Genomic DNA, 24,984 nt, shown 5'->3' with positions numbered 1-24,984 from the left:
CTGATCCGGATCGGAGCGGGCCTGTATTTCGTCATCACAAAGCAACAGGAACACGCCCATGCTCGGCGGCATTGCCAAGAACCTTTTCGGCTCGTCCAACGACCGATACGTCAAATCGCTCGACAAGATCGTTCGCAAGATCAACGCGCTCGAACCGCAGCTTGAAACGTTCAGCGACGAGGAACTGTCCGCACAGACGGACAAGTTCCGGAACCTGCTCGCCAACGGCAAGACGCTTGACGATATCCTGCCCGAAGCATTCGCCACCATGCGCGAAGCGAGCAAGCGCGTGCTGGAAATGCGCCATTTCGATGTGCAGATGGTCGGCGGTATCGTGCTGCATCGCGGCGAAATCGCCGAAATGCGCACGGGTGAGGGCAAGACGCTGGTCGCCACGCTTGCGACCTATCTGAACGCCATCGAGGGCAAGGGCGTTCATGTCGTTACCGTGAACGATTATCTGGCCCGCCGCGATGCGGAATGGATGGGCCGGGTCCACCGCTTCCTTGGCCTGAGCGTTGGCGTGATCGTGCCCAATATGGGCGAGGCCGAGCGCCGCGAAGCCTATAGCGCGGACATCACTTACGGTACGAACAGCGAATTCGGGTTCGATTACCTGCGCGACAATATGAAGCATTCGCGCGAACAGATGGTCCAGCGCGCCTTCAATTACACCATCATCGACGAAGTGGACTCGATCCTTATCGACGAAGCCCGCACGCCGCTGATCATCTCCGGTCCGACCGACGACAAGGCCGAATTGTACCTGTCCATCGACGCGGTGGTGAAGACGCTCGAGCCCGAATTCTACGAAGCTGACGAGAAGACCAAGAACGTCATGCTGACCGAAGAAGGCGTCGACGCAATCGAACAGCGCCTGTTCGAAGCGGGATTGCTGGAAACCGAGAACCTCTACGATGTCGAGAACACGCAGGTCGTGCACCATCTCGATCAGGCGCTGCGCGCGAATGTCATGTACAAGCGTGACATCGACTACATCGTGAAAGACGGCAAAGTCGTCATCATCGACGAGTTCACCGGGCGCATGATGGATGGGCGCCGCTGGTCGAACGGCCTGCATCAGGCGGTGGAAGCAAAGGAAGGTGTCCGGATCGAACCGGAAAACCAGACTATGGCTTCGATCACCTACCAGAACTATTTCCGCATGTATCCGAAGCTTTCGGGGATGACGGGGACGGCTTCGACCGAGGCGGCGGAATTCTACGACATCTACAAGATGAACGTGGTGACGATCCCGACCAACCTCCCGATCCAGCGGATCGATGAAGAGGACGAATTCTACAAGAACACGCAGGATAAGTTCCAGGCCATCGCCAAGGCGATCAAGGAAAAGCACGATATCGGGCAACCGGTTCTGGTCGGCACTGTGTCGATCGAGAAATCCGAACTGCTTTCCGAATTTCTCAACCGGGAAGGGGTGAAGCATAATGTGCTCAATGCCCGCTTCCATGAGATGGAAGCGCATATCGTTGCTCAGGCGGGCCGTTTGGGCGCGGTGACGATCGCCACCAACATGGCGGGCCGCGGGACCGATATTCAGCTCGGCGGCAATCTCGAATTCCGCGCCGAAGACGAATTGCGGGATATGCCTGAAGGGCCTGAGCGCGATGCGGCGATAGAACGCCTGAAAGCCGAGATCGCGGAAGAAAAGCAGCGGGTGCTGGAAGCGGGCGGGCTGTTCGTTCTCGGCACCGAGCGCCACGAAAGTCGCCGTATCGACAACCAGTTGCGCGGCCGCTCCGGTCGACAGGGTGACCCTGGCCTGTCGCGTTTCTATCTCTGCCTCGAAGACGATCTGCTGCGCATCTTCGGGCCTGACACGCTCTTCGCCCGGATGATGAATTCCAATCTGGCCGATGGCGAAGCGATCGGTTCGCGCTGGCTGTCGAAAGCTATCGAAACCGCGCAGAAAAAGGTCGAAGCGCGCAACTACGACATCCGCAAGCAAGTCGTCGAATACGATGACGTGATGAACGATCAGCGCAAGGTGATTTACGAACAGCGCTCGGAAATCATGGATTCCGAAGCGGTGGACGATGTCGTTATCGATATGCGCCATGACACGGTGAACACGCTGGTCGGCGAAGCATGCCCGCCCGGCTCCTATCCGGAACAGTGGGATATCGCCGGATTGAAGGAGCGCAGCGCCGATATTCTCGGCCTCGATGCGCCTTTCGACGACTGGATGAATGAAGACGCGTTGGAACCGGAAATCCTTGAGGAACGGCTTAGCGCGCTGGCCGATGAAAAGATGGCGGCAAAGCAGGCGACCGCGGATGAGAGCATCTGGCGGCAGGTGGAAAAAAGCGTGCTGCTCGATCGGCTCGACTATCATTGGAAGGAACATCTCGCGACGCTCGATGCGCTGCGTCAGGTCGTCTTCCTGCGCGCCTATGCGCAGCGTCAGCCGATCAACGAATACAAGCGTGAAGCGTTCGCCCTGTTCGAACGGATGCTGGAAACCATCCGCGAGGACGTGACGCGCATCCTCATGAACAGCGAACTGCAGATTCAGCAGGCCGGTCTGGATGCGGATCTGCCCCCGCTTCCTGAACTGCCCGATTTTCTCACCGGCCATATCGATCCGTGGAGCACGATTGCCGAAGCGGGTGGAACCACGCCCGGCTCGGAGGCGATCCTTGGCACTCTGCGTGGCACGCTGCCGGATATTCAATCGGCCACGGGTGCTGCGGCCGACAATCCCTATGCGGAGATGAACATCAGCCGCAACGCGGATTGCCCATGCGGTTCCGGTAAGAAGTACAAGCATTGCCACGGGGCTGTCGGCTGACAGATTCGGGCAAAAGATGAATGGCATGGGGGCCGTTTGGCCCTCCATGCCGCGGATCATCGGTAAAAGGCTGCCTGCGGTTTGAATGCCGCATGGCAGCTTTTTTGCTAGCGACCGTGAACCGTTTGAGAAGACGGCAGCAGGGTGCGTCGCGCCCGATGCGTCAGGCAGACAAAAAGCGCCGCCAGTCACCGGAAAAGCGTTATAATTTGGGGAGGGGTTTCAAGCTGGGAAAACGGAAAAACCGTCTTTTCCCAAGAAGGTAGTGGCTCCCCGAGTAGGATTCGAACCTACGGCCATTCGATTAACAGTCGAATGCTCTACCGCTGAGCTATCGGGGAGCAGCCTCGCTTTCGCTGGGCAGGCCGCGCCTATATGCAGCGGCGTTCGCTTTGGCAACCCCGTCCGGGACTTTGTTTTACCAAAACGCAAAAATTATCGGGATCAGGCGATGAACTGTTCTGTCACGATCCGTTCGTCGAGGCTGTGCCCGGGATCGAACAGCAGAGTCAGCGTGGTCTCGGGATCGATCCGCAGGTGCACATGGGCGATATCGCGCAGTTCCTTCTGATCGGCGACGACCGCCACCGGGCGTTTGGCCGGTTCAAGCACATGCAATTCGATCTGCGAAAAATCGGGAAGAATCGCACCGCGCCACCGCCGGGGGCGAAAGGGGCTGATCGGCGTGAGCGCCAGCATTTTCGAATCGAGCGGAAGAATCGGGCCGTTGGCGGAAAGATTGTAAGCGGTGGAGCCTGCCGGGGTGGCGAGAAGAATCCCGTCACAGAACAGTTCCTCGATTCTCACCTTGCCGTTGACGGTCACTTCGATCTTGGCCGTCTGGCGCGTTTCGCGCAGCAAGGACACTTCGTTGATCGCGCGGAACGTATGGCTCCGCCCGTCTTGGGTCGTGGCGTCCATCAGCAGGGGGGAAACGCTGAAAGACCGGCACATGTTGATTCGGGTGCGCAAATCCGATGACGTATCGAAGCGGTTCATCAGGAAACCCACCGTGCCGCGATTCATCCCGAAAGCGGGCAGCATCCGCCCGCTGTCGAGCATCTGATGCAAGGTGTGCAGCATGAAGCCGTCGCCGCCAAGAACGACCACGGCATCCGCTTCTTCGATCGGCACCCAGTTTTCGGCATCGGCCAGTTCCTGCGCCGCACGCTGCGCCCGCGCGCCTTCAGAGGCGACGAGCGCGAGATGCTTGTAATCGTGCCTGAAAGTCACGGTCGATGTCTCCCACTGCAGGCCCGCGGCCCGCACTCCCCGTAAACCCTATGAGCAGGGGTAAAAATTGGCAACGCGCGAAGCAGCAAGGGCGCGAAATCCGGAATCAGGCATGCTATGAAACCGCGATGAGAGATAGCAATGTTCAATCCTGGTCTTCCGATCGTGACGCGCTGACCGGTCTTGCAAGCGAAGAGACGCTACATGCCCGCTTTTCGGGATGGGCGCAGGCCGCGCAAGCCGGTGAGCGGTGCGCCCCTGTCTATGCCTTGATGCTGGGGTTGCGGCGCTTTGAAACCGTCAATCTGGCCTATGGTGAACAGGTGGGGGACGCGGCGCTGGTGGAAGTCGCCTCGCGGCTGCAGCGCTTTGCCGAGGATGAACTGACCGGTGAGTGGGTTGCCGCCCGCTTGGGGGGCAGCAATTTCCTGCTCGCCGCGAGGGAGGGTTGCGGCCGCGAACGCTGGCAATGGCTGGCGGAGGCGTTGGCCGAAATGATCGCAAAGCCGATCGTCAATCTTCCAGGCGGGGGCACAGTGCGTCTGTGGCCGCGTCTGGCATTGATTCGTGTCGTGCCGAACGAGGATTGCAGCGGTGCAATAGATCGCCTCGCCGAAACGCTGGCGCGGGTACAACGCGATGTCGCGGGAAGGATGCTGTGGGCCGATATCGATCTGACTTTGGCCGGGCGCAGCGTGCGCCAGCTCGAAGCCGATCTGCTGGGCGCACTCGATCGGGATGAGATAGCCATCGTCTATCAGCCCCAGTTCGCAGCGGATGACGACAGGCTGGTCGGGGCCGAGGCTCTGGCGCGGTGGCAACATCCGGAACTGGGACGAATCGGAGCAGGCACCCTGTTCGCCATTGCCGAACGGGCGGATCATGTCGCGCAGCTTTCCCACCATATTGCCACGCGCGCGCTCGCGGGTGCGGCGGGGTGGCCGGAACCATTGCGGCTGTCGCTCAACGTCACTCCGGCGGATCTGACTGCGGCATCCTTCGCCAACAATATTGCCGCGGCTGTGGTCGAAGCGGGCTTTTCCCCCGATCGCCTAACGCTGGAAATCACCGAGCAGTCACTGGTGAGCGATCTGGAACTTTCCTCCGTGGCGCTGACGCATCTGCGTGACATAGGTGTGCGCATCGCACTGGACGATTTCGGCGCCGGGTTCTGCAATTTCCGCTATCTCAAGCTCCTGCCGCTGCATTACCTCAAGCTCGATCGTGTCATGGTCGACGATGTGCTCGACGATCCGCGCGATCTCGCGGTGTTGCGCGGTATCCTGGCCATGGCGAAAGCGCTCGACCTGGAAGTGATCGCGGAAGGAATCGAGAACGAAGACCAGCGCAAGCTGGTCGCACGCGAAGGTTGCGATTATTATCAGGGGTTCTTGCGCGCCGGGCCGATCAGCGCGGAAGCATTCCGCGATTTCGCGGGGCTGTGGAGAAAACAGGGCAGCAGGCCCTAGCTCGCGGCTTTCCCCATTTTGCGCACGATGCCGGACAGTCCCTTGGTCAACTGGAACAGACCGTTGAGGCGGCTTTGGGGATCGCCCCAGGCGCGATTGATCGCCAGCTTCATATCCGGGCGCAGCTTTGCCGTGTCCTTCAGCCGTGCGACATAGGCGATCAACCCGGCGGGATCGGGGAACATATCGTTGTGGAAGCTCACCAGCGTGCCGCGCGCGCCCACGTCGATCTTGGCGATATGGGCTTCGATGGCCTGATGCTTGATTTCGATCAGCTTCACCAGATTGGCGGTTGAATCGGGCAAGGGGCCGAAACGGTCGATCATTTCTGCCGCCAGGGCTTCGATCTCGGCCTTGTCCTTCGCATCGTTCAACCGGCGATAGAGCGCCATACGCACCGCAAGGTCGGGGACATAGTCTTCCGGAATCTGGATCGGCGCATCCACCGTGATCTGGGGAGACAGGCCGGCGGTTTCACGTTCCAGCCCCATATCGCCCGCCTTTGCCGCGAGAATCGCGTCTTCCAGCATCGATTGGTAAAGTTCGAAGCCGACTTCGCGGATATGGCCCGATTGCTCGTCGCCAAGGAGATTGCCCGCGCCGCGGATATCGAGATCGTGGCTGGCAAGCTGGAAGCCCGCCCCGAGCGTATCGAGATCGCCGAGCACTTTGAGCCGTTTTTCGGCGACTTCGCTCAGAGCCTGATCGCGCGGATGCGTCAGATAGGCATAAGCGCGCAGCTTGGAGCGCCCCACGCGGCCGCGCAGCTGGTAGAGCTGGGCAAGCCCGAAACGGTCCGCGCGGTGGACGATGATCGTATTGGCCGAGGGGATATCGAGCCCGCTTTCGACGATCGTCGTCGAAAGCAGCACGTCATACTTTCGCTCGTAGAACGCGCTCATGCGTTCTTCGACTTCGCCCGGGCTCATCTGGCCATGCGCGGTGACGAATTTGATTTCGGGAATGGTGTTGTGCAGCCATTCCTCGATTTCGGGAATGTCGGCGATGCGCGGCACGATCAGGAAGCTCTGGCCCCCGCGATGATGTTCGCGCAGCAAGGCTTCGCGCATCACCATGTCATCCCATTCCATCACATAAGTGCGCACGGCAAGCCGGTCGACCGGGGGTGTCTGAATGGTCGACAGTTCGCGCAGGCCGGACATGGCCATTTGCAACGTGCGGGGAATCGGGGTTGCCGTCAGCGTCAGCACATGCACATCGGTGCGCAACGACTTCAGCTTTTCCTTGTGATTGACGCCAAAGCGCTGCTCTTCGTCGACAATCACCAGGCCCAGGCGTTTGAACTGAACCGATTTCGACAGCAACGCATGCGTGCCGATCACCACATCGACCGTGCCATCGGCCAGCCCGGCGCGGGTGTCCGCCGCTTCCTTCGCCGGGACAAGGCGGGACAGGCGACCTACTTTCAGCGGAAAACCGGCGAAGCGTTCGGAGAAATTGGCGAAGTGCTGGCGCGCGAGAAGCGTGGTGGGGGCAATCACGGCAACCTGTTGCCCGCTCATCGCCGCGACGAACGCGGCGCGCAGGGCCACTTCGGTCTTGCCGAACCCGACATCGCCGCAAACCAGCCTGTCCATGGGCCGACCCTCGGACAGATCGCCCAGCACGTCGGTGATGGCGCGCTCCTGATCGTCGGTTTCGGACCATGGGAAGCGATCGACAAACTGGTTGAACGCGGCATCGTCCGGCACCAGCGCTGGCGCGTGCCGCAGCGCGCGGGCGGCGGCGGTGCGCATCAGTTCATGAGCGATTTCGCGGATGCGTTCCTTGAGGCGCGCCCGTCGGCGCTGCCAGGCTTCGCCGCCCAGCTTATCCAGCGGGACCCCTTCATGACCGCTGCCATAGCGGGACAGCACATCGATATTTTCGACTGGAATGTAGAGCTTGTCGCCACCGGCATATTCCAGCATCACGCAATCGTGCGGGCTCTTGCCCACGGGGATCGATTCCAGCCCGGCATAGCGCCCGATACCGTGTTCCATATGAACGACGAGATCGCCCGGGTGCAGGGCTGAAAGCTCTGCCAGGAAAGCATCGCTGTCCTTGCGCTTCTTCTTGCGGCGGACGAGCCGGTCGCCAAGGATATCCTGTTCGGTGACCAGTTCGATTGTGTCGTTGGCAAAACCCGTTTCCAGCGGGAGGACGACAGCAACCGGCTTACCCTTGGCCGACAGCCCGAGCGCTTCCTGCCAGGTTTCTGCCAGCGCCATTTCGGCCCCGGCTTCCCCGATGATCGAAGCGAGGCGGGCGCGGCTGCCGGTGGAGTAGGCTGCCAGCAAGGGCTTCCTGCCCTGCGCGGCCAATCCACGGAAATGCAGCGCAGCCGCCTGATAGACGTTGTCCCCGCGTGCCCGTTCGGGCGAAAAGTCGCGAGACGAGGAGAAGCCGAAATCGATGACCGATGCGCTTTCTGGCTGGGCGAAGATGTCCGCCTTGTGCACGGGCCAGGCGCTGACGATGGCGGCGAATTCGCTGTCCGGCAGATAAAGCGCTGCGACATCGAGCGGGCGATAGCTGCCCGCCGCTTGCCCAGCCGTCTTGCTGCGAGCGGCGTGGTAATCCGCAATGTCCGACAAACGCTCTTCCGCTGCCCCCGCCGCCGACTGGTCCATCACGATCACATCGCCGGGGGCGAGGTGATCGAAAAGCGTGGTCAGCCGCTCTTCGAACAATGGCAGCCAGTGTTCCATGCCTGCGAGACGGCGGCCGTCGCTCACCGCCTGATAGAGCGGATCGCCAGTGGCGGCGGCCCCGAACAGTTCGCGATACCGTCCACGGAAGCGCTTGACCGATTCGTCATCGATCAGGGCTTCGCTGGCGGGAAGCAGCAGGTGCCCCTCCAAGACGCCGGTTGTCCGCTGGGTGTTGGGATCGAACAGGCGCAGCGATTCCAGTTCATCGCCAAAAAAGTCGAGCCGCAATCCCTGATCGAGGCCGGAAGGGAAAATATCGAAGATGGAGCCGCGTACCGCATATTCGCCCGCATCCACCACCGTGTCGGTACGTGAATAACCCTGCCGCTGGAGCAGGGCGATCAGGCTTTCCCGGCCGATCTCGATACCGGGCTTCAGCGCCCGCACCGATTCCCGGATGCGGAATGGGGTGAGCACCCGCTGCAATACGGCATTGATGGTGGTGACAAGCAGCTGCGGGCGTTCACCGCGCATTTGCAGGCGATGGAGTGCGGCGAGCCGCCGCGCACTGACGGAAAGGGCAGGGCTTGCGCGATCATAAGGAAGGCAATCCCACGCCGGAAATTCGAGGATTTCCAGTTCCGGGGCGAAGTAGGCGGCAGCTTCGCTGACTGCGCGCATCGCCGCATCGTCGGGGGCAATGAATACGGCACGCCCGCTACCTCCCGGGCCACCGGCGGCGCGGGCGAGATCGGCCATGAGCAGCGGCTGCGCCCCGCGCGCCACCGCCGCGAGAGTCAGCGGTTGTTCGGCATGCAGGAGAGCGGGAAGATTGGCCATGGGAACGATAGGGTGAGCGGTTGTCCGCTCCTTCTCAGCGATTGATTTCGACGTAGTCGAGCCGCTGCATCAGTTCCATCTGCGGCCCGCGAAATTCTTCAGGCACAGACAGCGTTTGCAGCGCCCAGGCCATGACATCGACATCGTCTTCTTCGAGCAAGGCTTCGAACCAGGCGAGTTCGGCTTCGGACCAGGTGGCGTGATACCGGTCGAAGAATCCACCGATCATATAGTCGGCCTCGCGTGTACCGCGATGCCAGGCGCGGAACTTGCAGCGGGCGAGACGAGCGGAGTTGTCGGACATCGTTGCGCCGGTAAGCCAGACCGGCCTTGCAGGCAAGCCCCGCGACCATGCGCCGTTTCGTGGCGCGCGATCAGATGCCGTCTGATATCCGGCGGTTCATATCTGGCGGTCCTGTCATCATGCCGTCTATGGTGCGGTCATGCGCCCGGAAACCCTCAATCCCTTGTTCGTCGATGCGGAAAGCCTGGAGGGAGTCGGGCCCAAATTGCGCAAGCCGCTGGAAAAGCTGGGGCTGACGCGGGTCAAGGATCTGGCCTACCATTTGCCGGACCGGTTCGTGCAGCGCCGGACAGTGGCGCATCTCGATGAAGCGGACGTGGGGGAACAGATCGTTGTTGCGCTGACCGTCACCGATCAGCGCAGTTCGGCGGGGCGGGGGCCTTTCCGGGTGTTGACGCAGGATGCGCGCGGCAATGTTTGCACGCTGACCTATTTCGGCCGTGCCTCCTATAGCGCCAGGAAGCTCCTGCCGGTGGGGGAGACGCGCTGGATCGCTGGCAGGCTCGATCAATATGGGCAGGCCTTGCAGATTGTGCATCCGGACCATGTGGAGGCGGATAGCAGCGCGCTATTGGGTAAGCTCAACGAGCCGGTCTATCCGCTGGCGGAAGGACTGACGCAGCCGCGCATTGCCAGCCTCGCCGCACAGGCGCTCGAACGCCTGCCGGAAATGCCCGAATGGATCGAACCCGGTCTTTTCGGAAAAATGCAGTGGCCCACGTGGCGCGACGCTTTGCATCTGGCCCATCGCGACACGCATACCGGCGAGCGCGATCGTCTTGCCTATGATGAATTGCTGGCCAATTCGCTGGCGCTGATGCTGGTCAAAAGCGCGAATCGCGCGCGGCGGGGGCAGGCCTTGATAGGCGATGGTCGGCTGCGCGATCTGCTGGCCCTGCCATTCCCGCTGACCGGGGCGCAGCGACGGACGATTCGTGAGATCGAAGGCGATCTGGCGCAGGACGTGCCGATGCTCCGTCTGCTTCAGGGCGATGTCGGGGCGGGCAAGACGGTGGTCGCGCTGGAAGCGATGCTGATCGCTGTCGAGGCAGGGACGCAGGCGGCCATGCTGGCGCCGACGGAAATCCTCGCTCGGCAGCATTACGAGACATTGCGCAAGCTGGCCGCACCCACCGGCGTGCGCGTGGCGCTTCTGACCGGGCGCGACAAGGGCAAGGCGCGCGAATCGACTCTGATGGGTTTGCTGGACGGCAGTATCGATCTGGTGGTCGGCACACATGCGATTTTCCAGGACACGGTGGCCTATCGCAATCTCGCGCTGGTGGTGATCGACGAGCAGCATCGCTTCGGCGTGGGGCAGCGGCTGATGCTGGCGCAGAAAGGCAAAGTCGCCCCGCATTGTCTGGCGATGACGGCGACCCCGATACCGCGCACGCTCACACTGGCGCAATATGGCGAGATGGACGTGTCGCGGCTCGATGAACTGCCTCCGGGGCGGCAGGCGATCGATACGCGCGTGATCGCGCAGGAGCGTCTCGGGGATGTGGTGGCGGCTATTCAGCGGCATATCGCCACGGGACAGCAAGCGTACTGGGTTTGCCCGATGGTGCGCGAGAGCGAAACGGACGATCTCGCCGCGGCCGAGGCACGCCACGCGGCCTTGCGCGAACACTTCGGCGACACCGTGGTGCTGGTCCATGGGCAGCTTCGCCCTGAAGCCAAGGATCACGCCATGGAGCGATTCGCCCGGGGCGAGGCGAAGCTGTTGGTGGCGACCACGGTGATCGAAGTCGGGGTCGATGTGCCCAATGCCACGCTGATGGTGATAGAACAGGCGGAACGTTTCGGCCTCGCCCAGTTGCACCAGCTCAGGGGCCGCGTGGGGCGGGGGAGCGAGAAATCGGTCTGCCTCCTGCTGCGCGGGGAACAGCTTTCCGAAACGGGCAAGGAACGTCTCGCACTGATGCGGGAAACGCAGGACGGCTTCCGGCTGGCGGAAGAAGACCTGCGCCTGCGCGGTGGCGGTGAATTGCTGGGCACACGACAATCAGGAGATACGCCGTTCCGCGTGGCGTCGCTGGAGCAGATTCAGAAACTGTTGCCTCTGGCGCACGACGATGCGCGTCTGTTGATCGAACGCGATGGCGGGCTGGATTCGCCCCGTGGCGAGGCCGCGCGTCTGCTGCTCTATCTGTTCGAGCGGGACTGGGGCGTGCAGCTGCTGCGCGGTGGATAAACGCAGGCCGGATGGCTCAAGAAATTGGAATTTTGGAGTGCGAGCCTGAACCTGCGCCCGAAAGCGGATGTTGCTGGATATTGGGGTTAACAGGCTGAAATCAGCAAGAAATTGGTCGGGGAGAGAGGATTCGAACCTCCGGCCCCTGCCTCCCGAAGACAGTGCTCTACCAGGCTGAGCTACTCCCCGACCAGACCGCCGATGCCGAAGCATCTGCGAGGCAGGAGCGGGCCTATAGTAGGCGTTTTGCGGGGTGGCAACCTGCAATTGAAAAACGTGCATGCAATTGTTGCCGGAGCCATGAACAATCCGCGATTTTCGGCGTGGCTGATGTTTCCATCCCTGCCGAAATCGCTCTAGGATGCGGCATGGCCAGCACTCCATTTCACACCAATTCCGCCGCAGAACGCCATTGGGAATGGCAATATCTCGATCTCATGCGCCGTATCTGGACGGAAGGTGACGAGCGCGTGGATCGCACGGGCATCGGCACGCGGTCGATTTTCGGAACACAATTGCGATTCGATCTGACAGGTGGCCGTGTTCCTCTCATCACCACCAAGCGGGTCTATTGGAAAACGGCGGCGCGGGAGATGCTGTGGTTCCTTAGCGGGGAAACCAATATCCGTCCGCTGGTGCTGCAAGGGGTGAAGATCTGGAACGAATGGCCCCATGCCCGCTATGTCCGTGAAACCGGCGATTCGATGCCGCTGGATCGCTTCGTGGAGCGAATCGCGCAGGATGAAGCCTTCGCGGCCGAGTGGGGCGATCTGGGCCCTGTCTATGGCAAGCAATGGGTCGATTGGCCGACCTATGAAGCCACGGGTGACGGGCTTTACCGCAAAGGGAAGGGCATCAATCAGGTCGCGCAGGTGATCGATAGCCTGATCCGCAATCCCGGCAGCAGGCGGCACATCATCGAGGGATGGAATGTGGCCGAGCTCGATTCGATGGCTCTGCCCCCTTGCCACAAGACCTATCAGTTCCACGTTGCGGACGGGCGGCTGAGCTGTGCGCTCTATCAGCGGAGCTGCGATGTGGCGCTCGGCCTGCCTTTCAACCTGTGGGGTGGTGCGATGCTGACTCACATGATCGCTCAGCAAACCGGATTGCAGCCGGGCGAACTGATCTGGATGGGAGGCGATACCCATCTCTATCTCAATCATGCCCATCTGGTCGAAGAGCAGTTGAGCCGCACCCCGCAGGGCGAACCGACACTGTCTTTGCTGCGCATCCCGGATTCGATCTTTGCCTATCGAATCGAGGATTTTGCCGTGGATGGCTATGCGCCGCAGGCGCCGATCGTGGCCCCGGTCGCGGTTTAGCGGACGACCGCGCTGTAGGTGATCCGGCCATTGGTGCCGCGCACCCGCCAGCGGACATTGGTAACGTCTTCGGGTGATGCGAGGCGTACGCCATCCCCATCGCGCATGCGCAAGGCACCCAGCTTGCCCCAGTTGCGCCCACCGTCGATGGAAATCTCCTCGTCGCCCACGCTGCTGCGCTGAAAGGCGAGATGACGGGGCACGGCAAGAGTGACAGTGGAAGCCTGCTTGCCGCCGGGCGCCCGCCAATCGAGAATTGTCACCACGCGGTCGCCCGCACCCAAAGTCGAGGCTCGCTCGACCATGCGTGCGTCCATCCGCCCGCCAAGATTTGCCCGTTCGACGAAAATGGCGCTCTTGATCGATGCGGGGGTGTCGGCCGCGTGAATGGCCTGTGTGGCGAATGCGGCCAGAATGGCCAAACTATAGATACGCATGTGGATATTTGCCCCTGTCCCTGTCAGGCCGGACATTCCCGAAAACCAACGAAAAAATGGTTAACGCCACTGGCCGATTTCGTTGTGTGGGAACTTTTTTGCGTAAAGGAAAAAACCTATGCGAAGCTTTGTTGACAGCCTGCCGATGCTCGCCTAGTGGGCCCTCACCCAAGCGGTGCAACGCCCTAGAGAACGCGGGTGTAGCTCAGTTGGTTAGAGCGCCGGCCTGTCACGCCGGAGGTCGCGGGTTCGAGCCCCGTCACTCGCGCCACTTGGGTAACTTCTTGATTGGAGTGCGAAAAAGCCCCGGCAAATGCCGGGGCTTTTTGCATTATGCTATGGCAGCGAGCGGGCGGATCAGGCGTTGGGCGGGATGCGCCAGCTACCCGTTTCCATCCACACCAGGAAGCGCTTGAGCGGCAGCAGCCAGATCGTTCCTAGCACGATATAGGCGACGGTCTGGGCGAGCACATGCCAGCCTGCGATGAGATCGGAAGCCTTGGCCACCAGCACGGCGTAAACCGCAAGAGCGAAGAGGAGGCCCAGAATGCCAAAAGGGATTCGCAAGGTTGGCTTGTCTCGCATCGGGATATCCTAGAATGGTCCGTAGAGCCGTGTGGGGGTGACCACTGCGGCCAGAGGGTGATCGTGCGCTTCGAGCGGCAATGTGTCCACAAGCTGGCAATCCCACGCAAGCCCGATTGCGATCTTGTCCGGATTCGCTTCGAACCAGCGATCATAATGGCCGCCGCCCTGGCCGAGCCGATGCCCCTCGGTGGTGAATCCCACCAGCGGCACGAACAGCACATCGGGAATCACGGCCGGGGCCGCGTGGTTGGGCTGAAGGACCTGATAGGGCCCCGGCGTCAGGTCGCTTTCCTCGAAAGGGTCGGTGAAAGCGGCGAATTCCATGGCGCTGCCCCGGCCGGAGAAACGCGGCAAAGCAATCGTGTGCCCGGCTTCGTAAAAAAAGCGCGCGTAGGATGCGGCGGGCGCTTCATGGGGTGTCGCCCGGTAAAGGCCGACCGTTGCCCCTTGCGGAACCATGTCGGCCACGGGGCGTGGCGGGCGCAGGAACAACAGGGCGCGCGTGGCATTGGGCAGCGCCGCCACATGTTTGCGCCGCTGCGCGCGCAACGTGTTTCTGAGATTGTCTTTGGAAATGCCCGTCATGTCATGACCCCAGGCAGGCAAAGGGCAGAACGCCCCGCCGGTGGATTGTGTCCTGTGCCCGATGCCGTGCCGGGCGGATCAGGGGAAAGAGAAAGTGACGGGAACCACCATGGGTCGGTACCGGGAAATCCTCTGACGCCCAAACGTCAGGTGGGAGCCATGTGCGGCGGACCAGGGTCCGGGCAGGGACAGCCCCCTTGGATTGCTTATAGCCTCAGGGATATTCTCTAACGGCTCGTGCCGGGCAGTCCCCGTCAGGGCTGTATGTAGGGGGGCTGCTGGCCAGTCTCAAGTGTTCTCGAACTGCGTGGCGAGATTTTCGAGACGCGTCGCAATCCGGTCCAGCGCGGGGGCGATGGCCTCCAGCGGATCTTCGGTTGCGGGGGTGGGCGCCGATTCGCCCTTGTTCCTGCGGGCTTCGTCCACTTCGTCCGCCAGCAGCAACGCGGCAAACAGCAGAGAGCGGACCTCGTTCTGCCCACCGGCCGTGCCCATGGAGATGATCTTGGCATCGATCGCCTGGCCAAGCGAAACGACATGTTCTTCCTCGCCGGGCGAGCAAGCCACCGCATATTGGCGGCCACCGATCTTGAGTGTCACGTTGCTCATGGGGCGAGGCTCACGGAAAAGAGGTCATGAAGGAATGCGGCTATTTTTCGAGCGCACCGATCAGCGTGTCGAGCTCTGCCAGAGTCGTTCCCACACTGCCGCGTAAGGCTTCGTGGCGGCTGAAAAGGTCGGCATCTGGTGCCGGCGCGGCACGTCGGCCGACGGCTTCCAACCGGGTCAGGGCGGCCTCGATCCGGGCAATCGCCTGCAATGTCTGCTCCCGTTTCATACCCGATGGCTAGCGCAAAGCGCCGCCCTGGCAAAGATTTGTTCGGCCCTGTTCCCAAAAACCTGCGGAAAACCTTTGTTGGCTGATAGGGTGCACACGCTTGACGGGGGGGCTTGCGTTAGCAAAGGAGACCCCGCGCCGAATCGCTTGACTTCTCATACCACCGCCGGCGCAATGCAGGAGCACCCTTCGCATGAGCCTCGATCCGTCCCGCCTGGCGCCTATGGCCAATGCCATTCGCGCGCTCTCGATGGATGCCGTGCAGGCGGCCAACAGCGGCCACCCCGGTATGCCGATGGGCATGGCCGATGTCGCGGCCGTGCTGTGGTCAAACTATCTCAAATTCGATCCCACCGATCCGCACTGGCCGGATCGCGACCGTTTCGTGCTTTCGGCGGGCCACGGCTCGATGCTGATCTATGCGCTGCTCAATCTCAGCGGCTATGCGCGTCCGACGATGGATGACATCCGCAATTTCCGCCAGCTCGGCAGCCCTTGCGCCGGCCACCCGGAAAACTTCCTTCTCGATGGCGTGGAATGCACCACCGGCCCACTGGGCCAGGGGCTGGCCATGGCCGTGGGCATGGCCATCGCCGAACGGCATCTCAACACGAAGTTCGGCGATGATCTCGTCGATCACCGCACCTGGGTGGTTGCGGGCGACGGATGCCTGATGGAAGGCATCAATCATGAAACGATCGGTATCGCCGGCCATCTGAAGCTTGGCCGCCTGATCGTGCTGTGGGATGACAACAACATCACCATCGACGGGACTGCCGATCTGTCGACCAGCGAAGACGTAAAAGCCCGCTATGAGGCGACCGGCTGGCACGTGGTGAGCTGTGACGGGCACGACTATGCCGATATCGCTCGCGCCATCGACGCCGCCGTTGCGGATGAGCGCCCTTCGCTGATCGCGTGCAAGACGCTGATCGGGAAAGGCGCCCCGAACAAGCAGGGCACTTCGGCCACGCACGGTTCGCCGCTGGGCGCGGACGAAGTGGCCGCCACGCGCGATGTGCTGGGCTGGACCGCCGCTCCGTTCGACATTCCGGCGGATGTGGCGCTCAACTGGCAGCAAACCGGCAATGCCGGGCGCGAAGCGCATCAGGCATGGCAGAGCCGTTACAACCAGGCGGGTGAACGCGCCGCCGCATTCCAAGCTTATCTGAACAGTGCAGGGGAAACGGCGGGCAAAGCGCTGGAGCCCTTTATCGCCGGCCTCGCCCGCGAGCCGAAGACGGTGGCAACCCGCAAGGCATCCGAAATGGCGCTCGGCCCGCTGACCGAGGCGATTCCGCAGATGATCGGCGGTTCCGCCGACCTTACCGGTTCCAACAATACCAAGACGGCGGCCACCGGGCCACTGTCGGCCAAGAATTACGGCGGCCGGTACATCTATTACGGCATCCGTGAATTCGGCATGGCCGCTGTGATGAACGGCATGGCGCTGCATGGCGGGGTCGTGCCCTATGGCGGCACGTTCCTGGTGTTCAGCGATTACGCCCGCAATGCGATCCGCATGTCGGCATTGCAGCAGACCGAAACGGTGTACGTGCTGACGCATGATTCCATCGGCCTTGGCGAAGATGGCCCGACTCATCAGCCGGTCGAACACGTCATGAGCCTGCGCCTGATCCCCAATCTCAATGTCTATCGCCCGGCCGATGTGATTGAAACGGCGGAATGCTGGGCGCTGGCGCTGCAGACGGCGGGCACACCTTCGATTCTGGCGCTGACCCGGCAAAATCTGCCGCAATTGCGCGGCGAAGGGGATGAGAACTGGACTTCAGCGAGCAACCGCTCTGCCCGTGGGGCCTATCGTCTGCGCGATGCGCAGGCCGAACGGCGGGTGATCCTGATCGCCACCGGTTCGGAAGTGCATCTGGCCGTCGAAGTGGCCGAAAAGCTCGAAGCGCAGGGCGTCGGTGCGGACGTGGTGTCCATGCCGTGCATGGAACTGTTCGAGCAGCAGGACGAAGCGTATCGCGACAGCATTCTGCCGGACGTTCCTTCCAGCCAGATTCTGCGCGTTTCGATCGAGGCGGGCGTTACCCAGGGTTGGGAACGTTTCACCTCGCACAAGGGGCTGAACATCGGTTTGGACCGCTTCGGGGCTTCCGCACCGGCCGAAGTCCTGTTTGAACGCTTCGGCTTTACCGCCGATGCGATCATTTCCAAAATCCTTGCGAAATTAGAAGTCTAACAGGAGTTTAGTACATGGCGACGAAGGTTGCGATCAACGGTTTCGGACGTATCGGGCGCAATGTCGCTCGTGCTATTCTGGAACGCACCGACCACGATCTGGAACTGGTTTCGATCAACGATCTGGCTGATGCCAAGGCCAATGCGCTGCTGTTCAAGCGCGACAGCGTCCATGGGCCGTTCAGCGGTTCGGTCGAAGTCGACGGCAACGATCTGATCATCAACGGCAAGCGCATCCAGGTCACTGCCGAGCGCGATCCGGCCAAGCTGCCGCACGCGGCCAACGGCATCGACATCGCGCTGGAATGCACCGGTTTCTTCACCAACCGCAAGGGCGGCCAGGCGCACCTCGATGCCGGCGCTAAGCGCGTGCTGATTTCGGCTCCGGGCAAGGAAGTCGATCTGACGGTGGTCTATGGCGTCAACCATGACAAGCTGACCGCCGATCACCTGATCGTTTCCAATGCATCGTGCACCACCAACTGCCTCGCGCCCTTCGCCAAGGTTCTGAACGAAGCCATCGGCATCGAACGCGGCCTGATGACCACGATCCACGCGTACACCAACGACCAGAAGATCCTCGACCAGATCCACGACGATCCGCGCCGCGCCCGTGCAGCCGCGATGTCGATGATCCCGACCACCACCGGCGCCGCCCGCGCCGTGGGTGAAGTGCTGCCCGAACTGAAGGGCAAGCTGGACGGTTCGGCGATCCGCGTGCCGACTCCGAACGTCTCGGTCGTCGACCTGACTTTCACGCCGAAGCGTGACACGACGGTGGAAGAAGTGAACGCGCTGCTCAAGGCTGCTGCCGATGGCCCGCTCAAGGGCGTCCTCGGCTTCACCGACGAGCCGCTGGTTTCGATCGACTTCAACCACGATGCGCACAGCTCGACCATCGACAGCCTCGAAACCGCGGTTCTCGATGGCAAGCTGGTTCGGGTGCTGAGCTGGTACGACAACGAATGGGGCTTTTCCAACCGCATGGTCGATACGGCCGGCGTGATGGGCAAGCTGATCTAAGGACGGCAATCTGGCCCGCCTGCTTCTGCCACGGTGCAGGGCAGGCGGGCCATTTTTCTATATTGGGCGCCTGCTGCGCGGACGGAAACGGATATGACGGCTTTCAAGACCCTCGACGATCTCGGCGACATCACCGGCAAGGTCGCGCTCGTTCGCGTCGATCTCAATCTGCCGATGCAGGACGGCCATGTTACCGATACCACCCGCGTCAAGGCTTCGGCGCCGACGATTCTCGAACTGGCGGATCGCGGAGCCAAGGTTCTCCTTCTGGCCCATTTCGGCCGCCCGAAGGGGGAGCGCAATTCGACCATGTCGCTCAGCCTGGTGCAGGGCGCGGTGGAAAACGTGCTTGGCCGCGAAGTGATGTTCATTCCCGAAGTGGCGGGCGATGTGGCCAAGCAGGCCATCGGCATCCTGCGCGCGGGCGATATCGGCCTGCTGGAAAACACCCGCTTCTGGAAGGGCGAGGAAAAGAACGATTCCGAATTCGCGCAGGCGATTGCTGCCAATGCGGATATCTACGTCAACGACGCCTTTTCCGCCGCGCACCGTGCGCATGCGACGACCGAGGGGCTGGCGCAGATCTTACCTGCCTATGCCGGCCGGGCGATGCAGGCGGAACTCGAAGCGCTCGACAAGGCGTTGGGCAGTCCGGAAAAGCCGGTGGCGGCGGTTGTCGGCGGGGCCAAGGTTTCGACCAAGCTGGCGGTGCTCGAACATCTCGTCGGGCAGGTCGATCACCTGATTATCGGCGGCGGCATGGCCAACACATTCCTGGCCGCGCGCGGCGTGGATGTGGGCAAATCGCTGTGTGAACACGACCTCGCGGCAACTGCCGAAAAGATCATGGATGCGGCGGACAAGGCGGGTTGCACCGTGCATCTGCCCTATGACGTGGTGGTGGCGAAGGAATTCGCGGCCAATCCGCCATCGATGCGCACCTGCAACGTGCATGAAGTGGCCGCCGATGAAATGATTCTCGACGTCGGTCCGCAAGCGGTCGAAGCGCTGGGCGATGTGCTCAAGACCTGCCGCACGCTGGTGTGGAACGGGCCGATGGGGGCGTTCGAAACGCAACCTTTCGATGCCGCCACGGTCGCGCTGGCGCGCACGGCCGCTGCGCTGACCAAGGAAAGCTCGCTGGTTTCCGTGGCGGGAGGTGGCGATACCGTGGCCGCTTTGAACCATGCCGGTGTGGCGCAGGATTTCACGTACATCTCCACCGCAGGCGGGGCCTTCCTCGAATGGATGGAAGGCCGTGAACTGCCTGGCGTCGCCGCGCTGGAAAAATGATCCGGCTGGCCGCCATCGATCATGTCGTGTTTCGCGTGCGGGACATGGTGAGGATGGTGGCCTTTTACGAGGATGTTCTCGGCGCACGGATCGAGCGGAGAGTGGACGATATAGGGCTGGTCCAGTTGCGTGCTGGATCGGCGCTCGTCGATCTGGTCGATTGCGCCGCGCCGCTGGGCAGGGAGGGCGGCCCGCCGCCTGCCGCCACCGGGGGCAATGTCGATCACGTCTGCTTTCGGGCCGAACCTTGGGATGAGCCGGCGCTTCTTGCCCATCTTGCCGCGCACGGTTGTGGCGATCTGGAGGTGGCGCGGCGCTATGGCGCGGAAGGTTTCGGGCCGAGCATTTACATTTTCGATCCTGAAGGCAACCGGATCGAGTTGAAAGGACCGCCCGAGACGGGCTGTGCAGAGGAATAGCCGTGCCGTTGCCCCGGCGGCAGGCAATATGGTTGTCGCAGTTGCGGCAGGAAGGAGGGGCGGTTAAGGCCCCTTCAAACACTATTCTAGGCAAAGAGGCAGGCTGACAATGCAGCATCAGGACATGGTGAAGAAGATTGGCGACGGCAACGGCTTTATCGCGGCCCTCGACCAGAGCGGCGGTTCGACGCCAAAAGCGCTGAAGGGCTACGGCATCGAGGAAAACGCCTATTCCAACGACGACGAGATGTTTGCGCTGATTCACCAGATGCGCAGCCGCATCATCAGTTCGCCGGCTTTCACGGGCGACAAGGTGATCGGTGCGATCCTGTTCGAAAAGACGATGGACGGCACCGTTGACGGCAAGCAGACCCCGACCGCGCTGATCGAAAAGGGCGTGGTGCCTTTCATCAAGATCGACAAGGGCCTCGAAGACGAAGCCAACGGCGTCCAGTTGATGAAGCCGATGCCCGAACTCGACGCGCTGCTGACCAAAGCGAAGGGTCTTGGCGTGTTCGGCACCAAGGAACGTTCGGTCATCAATTCGGCCAATCGCGAAGGCATTGCCGCAGTCGTTGCGCAGCAGTTCGAAGTGGGCAAGCAAGTGCTCGCCCATGGCATGATGCCGATGATCGAGCCTGAAGTGAACATCAAGAGCGACACCCGCGCCGAATGCGACCAGATTCTGCTCGAGGAAATTCTCAAGAATCTCGATGCACTGCCGGATGGCACGCAAGTGATGCTCAAGCTCAGCCTGCCGGTGAAGGCGGGCCTGTTCGATCCGCTGGTCGACCATCCCAAAGTGCTGCGCGTTGTGGCGCTCTCGGGCGGTTACAAGCGCCCTGAAGCTTGCGCGGAACTGGCCAAGAACCGGGGCATCGTCGCCAGCTTCAGCCGTGCGCTGCTGGAAGACCTGCGCGCGCAGATGAGCGATGACGAATTCAACGCTTCGCTCGCCAGCGCAATCGACGAAATCTACCAGGGTTCCACCAAGAAGGTCGCTGTCGCGGCCTGATCGCGAGCCGGGGCGGGATCAGAATCCGCCCATGAAGCGAAAACCGAAGCGGTAGTCTCTGAGCGAGCCTGCCGCTTCGCTGTTTCTGGGTGGGGTAACTTCGACCAGTTCGAGATTGCCATCGGCCACATGAACAGGTTTGCCCAGCGTCAACTCACGTGCCTCGCTGCCCGATCCGAGATCGATCCGTGCCTTGATTCTGACCCGGCCCGCCCACACACATTTAACGCCTGTAGGGCAGCGGCTGTCTTCCAGCAGCGCGAGAGGCGTCACATGCGGCCCATCGACATAGACTTTCTCACCCAGTCGGGCGCGGGCGATGCCGTCTTCCGGAGCGGCGTCTTTGGTTGTGGCGCAGGCGGATAGCGCGGCGCAGGCGGCAAGGAGGAACAATTTGCGCATGGGCTCATAATGCCTCATGCACGGGACTGGTTCCAGCCTCTTGGCGGCGGACGCTTGCAGCGATAGAGGCGTGTGTCATGTCCGATTGCCAACTCTATCTGATCTCGCCGCTTGATGTCGGCGGCAATTTCCCCGAACGGCTTGCTCGGGCGATCGATGCCCAACTTCCGGCGATGCCTGTCACCGCGTTCCAGTTTCGCGTGAAAGGCCTCGATCAGCATGAGGCCGCCCGCCTTGCGGAGCCGTTGCAGGCTGTTTGTGCGGCACGCGACGTGGCGTTCATCGTCAATGACTCGGTTGCGCTGGCCAAACGCCTGGGCGCGGACGGGGTGCACCTGGGGCAGGGAGATGGCGATGTGCGCGAAGCCCGCGCCGCACTGGGGCGTGAGGCGCAGATCGGAGTGACTTGCCACAACAGCCGCCACCTGGCGATGGAAGGCGGCGAGGCGGGGGCGGATTACGTTGCTTTCGGAGCGTTTTTCCCGACCGCGACCAAGGAAGTCGAACATCGCGCCGAACCGGAAATTCTGACCTGGTGGCAGACGCTGTTCGAATTGCCTTGCGTCGCTATTGGTGGAATCACCCCTGAAAATTGCCTTCCGCTGGTGCAGGCGGGGGCGGATTTCCTCGCAGTGTGCGGCGCGGTCTGGAATGGCGATGAAGCAGCTGCGGTGCGCGCCTTTGCCAACCGGGCAGGCTGATTTCCATCGCAGCTTCCTTGCTGAATATCTTGCCCGAAGCCCGCCCGCCCGCTAGGGCCGCGCGCAAGGTATTACCCATTTTCTCGAAAGAACCGGTTTATGAAGATCAGCGGCGTGGATATCCGTCCGGGCAATATTCTCGAGTATGAAGGCGGCATCTGGAAAGTCGCCAAGACCCAGCACACCCAGCCGGGCAAGGGCGGGGCGTTCATGCAGGTCGAAATGAAGAACCTGATCGACGGCCGCAAAACCAACGTCCGCTTCCGCAGCGCAGACACGGTTGAGCGCGTCCGGCTTGACACCAAGGACTTCCAGTACCTCTACACTGACGGCGATCAGCTGGTGTTCATGGACAATGACACGTACGAGCAACTCCAGCTGCCTGTGGATCTTCTCGGCGATGCCGCCGCGTTTCTGCAGGATGGAATGGAGGTAACGCTCGAACTCTATGAGGAACGCCCGATCAGCGTCCAGCTTCCGGAACAGGTGGAAGCGCAGATCGTTGAAGCCGACGCCGTGGTGAAAGGGCAGACCGCCAGTTCCAGTTATAAGCCTGCCATTCTCGACAATGGGGTCCGGGTCATGGTCCCGCCCCACATCGAAAGCGGCACACGTATCATCGTGGACGTTTATGCTCGTGAATATGTAAGAAAGGCAGATTGAGAATGCGCAAGACGATACTCTTTGCCGCCGCCGTGTCGGTCATGGCTGCTCCGTCGATGGCAATCGCTGCAAGCAAGGGAAAGAAGGACGCTGCCCCGGCGCCTGCGGCGCAGCCCGCCGCACCCGGCACCAGCCAGGAAGACATCCAACGTGGTGTGATCGTCATCCGTTCTTTCGCCGGCGCGCTCAATTCCGATCAGCTCAACAATGAGCAGAAAGGTGCAATCGTCGCTTGCCTTTACAACAATCCGGTCAGGCAGATCAGCGTCGCCACCGGCAAGGTTCTGGCCGAGAACACCAATCTCGACCCGAAGAACCCGAACCACGTCTATGCCGCGGCAGCGGCGGTCTGCGCCGTTCCGAAGGGTGAAGCCAACGCCGCGTCCGCACCGACCAAACCGGCGCCGCAAAAGGGCCGTTAAGGCTTTTTGGGCGTGAATCTCCGCTTATGTTGCGGGGGCAACAGGGAACAGCATGGCAGTTTCAGGCCTTGTAAGAGTAATGGAGCGCGCTGCCCGCAAGGCGGGCGCGCGTCTTCGTCGTGATTTCGGTGAAGTCGAACAGTTGCAGGTGAGCCGGAAGGGGCCTGCCGATTTCGTGTCGAAAGCGGATCGCGCGGCCGAGCGTACGCTGTACGACGAATTGCTATCGGCGCGTCCCGACTGGGGCTTCCTGCTGGAGGAAGCCGGAGAGATCGAAGGCGATCCGACCAAGCCGCGCTGGGTCATCGATCCGCTCGACGGGACAAGCAATTTCCTCCACGGCATTCCCCATTTCGCGATTTCAGTCGCGGCGCAGGAGCCGAGGCTCGACGGCAAGGGGTGGGGCGATGTTATCGCTGGCGTGATTTACCAGCCGATTACGGACGAGACGTTCTGGGCGGAGAAAACGCGTGGCGCATGGCTGCACGATGGCCGTCTGCGGGTGTCTTCGCGCCGCCATCTCGATGAAGCGCTGATCGCGACCGGTATCCCCTTCGCGGGTGCGGGCGATCCCAACGAATGGGCCAAGATCTATGGCGCTATCGGGCCCAAAGTCGCGGGTATCCGCCGCTTCGGCGCGGCTTCGCTGGATCTCGCCTGGGTCGCTGCCGGGCGTTACGATGGCTTCTGGGAAAGCAATCTCCAACCGTGGGATACGGCTGCCGGGTGCCTTCTCATTCGTGAAGCGGGCGGATTCGTCTCCGACTGGCGCGGACGGTCCGATCCGATTTGCGCTGCCCAGGTTCTTGCCGGCAACGATGCGCTGCATTCGCGTCTGCACAAGCTGGTTGCCGGTGCCTTGAAAAGCTGACGAGATATTGCAGGCGGCGCTTGAAGCGGAGGCAATGCCCCGCTAGAGCCCGCCCCACAGTGCCCCTGTGGTGGAATTGGTAGACGCGCTCGACTCAAAATCGAGTTTCTTCGGAAGTGCCCGTTCGAGTCGGGCCAGGGGCACCACAGCAATCCGTGAAGTTGTTCATTGATCTGGCTATTACGGAATGCTGCCACGGTGTTGGCAAGGGTGATGGGCATATCGCTGCATCCCATCGTTAATCTTCCATATCGCGACAGTGGTGGGCAGGGCAGGTGTCCTGCCCCTCATTTCGTTTTGTCGCATTTCGCTCACATTACCTGTTCAATCGATAAGGGTTGCGCTCTTTTTCGGAACGAGGGTGGTCCCTTCGCCGTTATCCTTGGTGGAGGCTGCGAGGCATGGACCAACATCGTCAACAGGAAGATGGCGTCGCACGCGACCGGCGCGATCCTGCCGGGAAGAGCGGCCGAAATTTTTCGCCGCTGACAGGCTGGGTGGTGCTGTGTGTGGTGTTGTCGGTGGTGGTCGCCGGAGTGTGGTTATACACGCGCCTGCTTCCCGCTGAACCGCATTCCAAGAGTCCGGGAATCATTCTGGATGTCGAGACGCCCGGGAAAAGCGCAATCGCAGCGCCCGGCACCTGATCCATTCCTCACAAACGGGCGGTCGGTCGTGGCGTACTTTA

The 24,984-nt window shown here is 61.7% G+C and carries 23 protein-coding genes and 4 tRNA genes; 16 read left to right on the top strand and 11 right to left on the bottom strand.

The window, feature by feature from the left end; genetic code table 11:
- Positions 1-58: 58 nt before the first annotated feature.
- Positions 59-2,812 (top strand): preprotein translocase subunit SecA, encoded by a 2,754-nt coding sequence (secA, locus tag K5X80_RS11285; RefSeq protein WP_222557833.1) that lies wholly within the window; start codon positions 59-61, stop codon positions 2,810-2,812.
- A gap of 266 nt (positions 2,813-3,078) precedes the next feature.
- Here the strand turns inward: secA and K5X80_RS11280 are convergent.
- Positions 3,079-3,153 (bottom strand) — tRNA-Asn (locus K5X80_RS11280).
- 103 nt (positions 3,154-3,256) lie between these two features.
- Positions 3,257-4,045: an NAD kinase gene (locus K5X80_RS11275; protein WP_222557832.1), complete on the bottom strand. Its 789-nt coding sequence runs from the start codon at positions 4,043-4,045 to the stop codon at positions 3,257-3,259.
- A gap of 128 nt (positions 4,046-4,173) precedes the next feature.
- Here K5X80_RS11275 and K5X80_RS11270 point away from each other — a divergent pair, with 128 nt between their 5' ends.
- A complete protein-coding gene (locus K5X80_RS11270; RefSeq protein ID WP_222557831.1) occupies positions 4,174-5,514 on the top strand; it encodes a bifunctional diguanylate cyclase/phosphodiesterase in 1,341 nt (446 codons plus the stop codon).
- Here K5X80_RS11270 and mfd read toward each other — a convergent pair.
- Both mfd and K5X80_RS11260 read right to left on the bottom strand, forming a co-directional pair.
- Positions 5,511-9,008, bottom strand: a complete 3,498-nt coding sequence (gene mfd, locus K5X80_RS11265) for a transcription-repair coupling factor (protein ID WP_222557830.1) — start codon at positions 9,006-9,008, stop codon at positions 5,511-5,513. The two genes, K5X80_RS11270 and mfd, sit on opposite strands and share 4 nt — an antisense overlap.
- 34 nt (positions 9,009-9,042) lie before the next feature.
- A complete protein-coding gene (locus K5X80_RS11260; RefSeq protein ID WP_222557829.1) occupies positions 9,043-9,312 on the bottom strand; it encodes an FAD assembly factor SdhE in 270 nt (89 codons plus the stop codon).
- Positions 9,313-9,451: 139 nt separating this feature from the next.
- On the opposite strand from K5X80_RS11260, the gene recG reads away from it, so the two are divergent.
- On the top strand, positions 9,452-11,509 hold the full coding sequence (gene recG, locus K5X80_RS11255; RefSeq protein WP_222557828.1) for an ATP-dependent DNA helicase RecG: 2,058 nt from the start codon (positions 9,452-9,454) through the stop codon (positions 11,507-11,509).
- 112 nt (positions 11,510-11,621) lie between these two features.
- Here the strand turns inward: recG and K5X80_RS11250 are convergent.
- A tRNA-Pro gene (locus K5X80_RS11250) sits at positions 11,622-11,698 on the bottom strand.
- A gap of 179 nt (positions 11,699-11,877) precedes the next feature.
- Here K5X80_RS11250 and thyA point away from each other — a divergent pair.
- A complete protein-coding gene (gene thyA, locus K5X80_RS11245; protein ID WP_261390508.1) occupies positions 11,878-12,834 on the top strand; it encodes a thymidylate synthase in 957 nt (318 codons plus the stop codon).
- Here thyA and K5X80_RS11240 read toward each other — a convergent pair.
- The gene (locus K5X80_RS11240) at positions 12,831-13,271 is read right to left on the bottom strand and encodes a hypothetical protein (RefSeq protein ID WP_222557827.1); all 441 of its coding nucleotides are present in this window, start codon (positions 13,269-13,271) and stop codon (positions 12,831-12,833) included. The two genes, thyA and K5X80_RS11240, sit on opposite strands and share 4 nt — an antisense overlap.
- Positions 13,272-13,465: 194 nt before the next feature.
- Between K5X80_RS11240 and K5X80_RS11235 the strand changes: the two genes are divergently transcribed.
- Positions 13,466-13,542 (top strand) — tRNA-Asp (locus tag K5X80_RS11235).
- 86 nt (positions 13,543-13,628) lie between these two features.
- Here K5X80_RS11235 and K5X80_RS11230 read toward each other — a convergent pair.
- From K5X80_RS11230 to K5X80_RS11215, 4 genes are all read right to left on the bottom strand, one after another.
- Positions 13,629-13,856, bottom strand: a complete 228-nt coding sequence (locus tag K5X80_RS11230) for a DUF2842 domain-containing protein (RefSeq protein WP_222557826.1) — start codon at positions 13,854-13,856, stop codon at positions 13,629-13,631.
- A gap of 9 nt (positions 13,857-13,865) precedes the next feature.
- Entirely contained in the window at positions 13,866-14,444 is a 579-nt protein-coding gene (locus K5X80_RS11225; protein WP_222557825.1) for a 5-formyltetrahydrofolate cyclo-ligase, read from the bottom strand.
- A gap of 288 nt (positions 14,445-14,732) precedes the next feature.
- On the bottom strand, positions 14,733-15,053 hold the full coding sequence (locus K5X80_RS11220; protein ID WP_222557824.1) for a cell division protein ZapA: 321 nt from the start codon (positions 15,051-15,053) through the stop codon (positions 14,733-14,735).
- 40 nt (positions 15,054-15,093) lie between these two features.
- The gene (locus tag K5X80_RS11215; protein WP_222557823.1) at positions 15,094-15,282 is read right to left on the bottom strand and encodes a hypothetical protein; all 189 of its coding nucleotides are present in this window, start codon (positions 15,280-15,282) and stop codon (positions 15,094-15,096) included.
- Positions 15,283-15,475: 193 nt separating this feature from the next.
- Between K5X80_RS11215 and tkt the strand changes: the two genes are divergently transcribed.
- From tkt to K5X80_RS11190, 5 genes are all read left to right on the top strand, one after another.
- A complete protein-coding gene (gene tkt, locus K5X80_RS11210) occupies positions 15,476-17,488 on the top strand; it encodes a transketolase (RefSeq protein ID WP_222557822.1) in 2,013 nt (670 codons plus the stop codon).
- A 14-nt stretch (positions 17,489-17,502) separates the two neighbouring features.
- Positions 17,503-18,510, top strand: a complete 1,008-nt coding sequence (gene gap / locus K5X80_RS11205; RefSeq protein WP_222557821.1) for a type I glyceraldehyde-3-phosphate dehydrogenase — start codon at positions 17,503-17,505, stop codon at positions 18,508-18,510.
- Positions 18,511-18,603: 93 nt separating this feature from the next.
- Positions 18,604-19,803: a phosphoglycerate kinase gene (locus K5X80_RS11200; RefSeq protein ID WP_222557820.1), complete on the top strand. Its 1,200-nt coding sequence runs from the start codon at positions 18,604-18,606 to the stop codon at positions 19,801-19,803.
- Positions 19,800-20,222 carry a VOC family protein gene (locus tag K5X80_RS11195; protein ID WP_222557819.1) on the top strand — a complete coding sequence of 141 codons (423 nt, stop codon included), beginning with the start codon at positions 19,800-19,802 and terminating at the stop codon, positions 20,220-20,222. The genes K5X80_RS11200 and K5X80_RS11195 overlap by 4 nt, the downstream gene beginning before the upstream one ends.
- A gap of 109 nt (positions 20,223-20,331) precedes the next feature.
- The gene (locus K5X80_RS11190; RefSeq protein WP_222557818.1) at positions 20,332-21,237 is read left to right on the top strand and encodes a fructose bisphosphate aldolase; all 906 of its coding nucleotides are present in this window, start codon (positions 20,332-20,334) and stop codon (positions 21,235-21,237) included.
- Positions 21,238-21,255: 18 nt separating this feature from the next.
- Here the strand turns inward: K5X80_RS11190 and K5X80_RS11185 are convergent, their stop codons facing one another.
- Positions 21,256-21,639 (bottom strand): hypothetical protein, encoded by a 384-nt coding sequence (locus K5X80_RS11185; protein WP_222557817.1) that lies wholly within the window; start codon positions 21,637-21,639, stop codon positions 21,256-21,258.
- Positions 21,640-21,716: 77 nt separating this feature from the next.
- Here K5X80_RS11185 and thiE point away from each other — a divergent pair, with 77 nt between their 5' ends.
- The 6 genes from thiE to K5X80_RS11155 all read left to right on the top strand — a co-directional run bounded on the left by thiE (position 21,717) and on the right by K5X80_RS11155 (position 24,943).
- Positions 21,717-22,340: a thiamine phosphate synthase gene (gene thiE / locus K5X80_RS11180; protein ID WP_222557816.1), complete on the top strand. Its 624-nt coding sequence runs from the start codon at positions 21,717-21,719 to the stop codon at positions 22,338-22,340.
- A 99-nt stretch (positions 22,341-22,439) separates the two neighbouring features.
- A complete protein-coding gene (efp, locus tag K5X80_RS11175; RefSeq protein WP_222557815.1) occupies positions 22,440-23,003 on the top strand; it encodes an elongation factor P in 564 nt (187 codons plus the stop codon).
- Between the two features lie 2 nt (positions 23,004-23,005).
- A complete protein-coding gene (locus K5X80_RS11170; protein ID WP_222557814.1) occupies positions 23,006-23,425 on the top strand; it encodes a hypothetical protein in 420 nt (139 codons plus the stop codon).
- Positions 23,426-23,504: 79 nt separating this feature from the next.
- Positions 23,505-24,296: an inositol monophosphatase family protein gene (locus K5X80_RS11165; RefSeq protein ID WP_283249164.1), complete on the top strand. Its 792-nt coding sequence runs from the start codon at positions 23,505-23,507 to the stop codon at positions 24,294-24,296.
- A gap of 61 nt (positions 24,297-24,357) precedes the next feature.
- A tRNA-Leu gene (locus K5X80_RS11160) sits at positions 24,358-24,442 on the top strand.
- Positions 24,443-24,697: 255 nt separating this feature from the next.
- Positions 24,698-24,943 carry a hypothetical protein gene (locus tag K5X80_RS11155; protein WP_222557812.1) on the top strand — a complete coding sequence of 82 codons (246 nt, stop codon included), beginning with the start codon at positions 24,698-24,700 and terminating at the stop codon, positions 24,941-24,943.
- Positions 24,944-24,984: the final 41 nt, after the last annotated feature.

This window comes from Caenibius sp. WL (assembly GCF_019803445.1).
Lineage (GTDB): Bacteria > Pseudomonadota > Alphaproteobacteria > Sphingomonadales > Sphingomonadaceae > Caenibius.
Note: the sequence above shows the minus strand (reverse complement) of the source record. Positions and strands in the feature narration are given on the sequence as shown.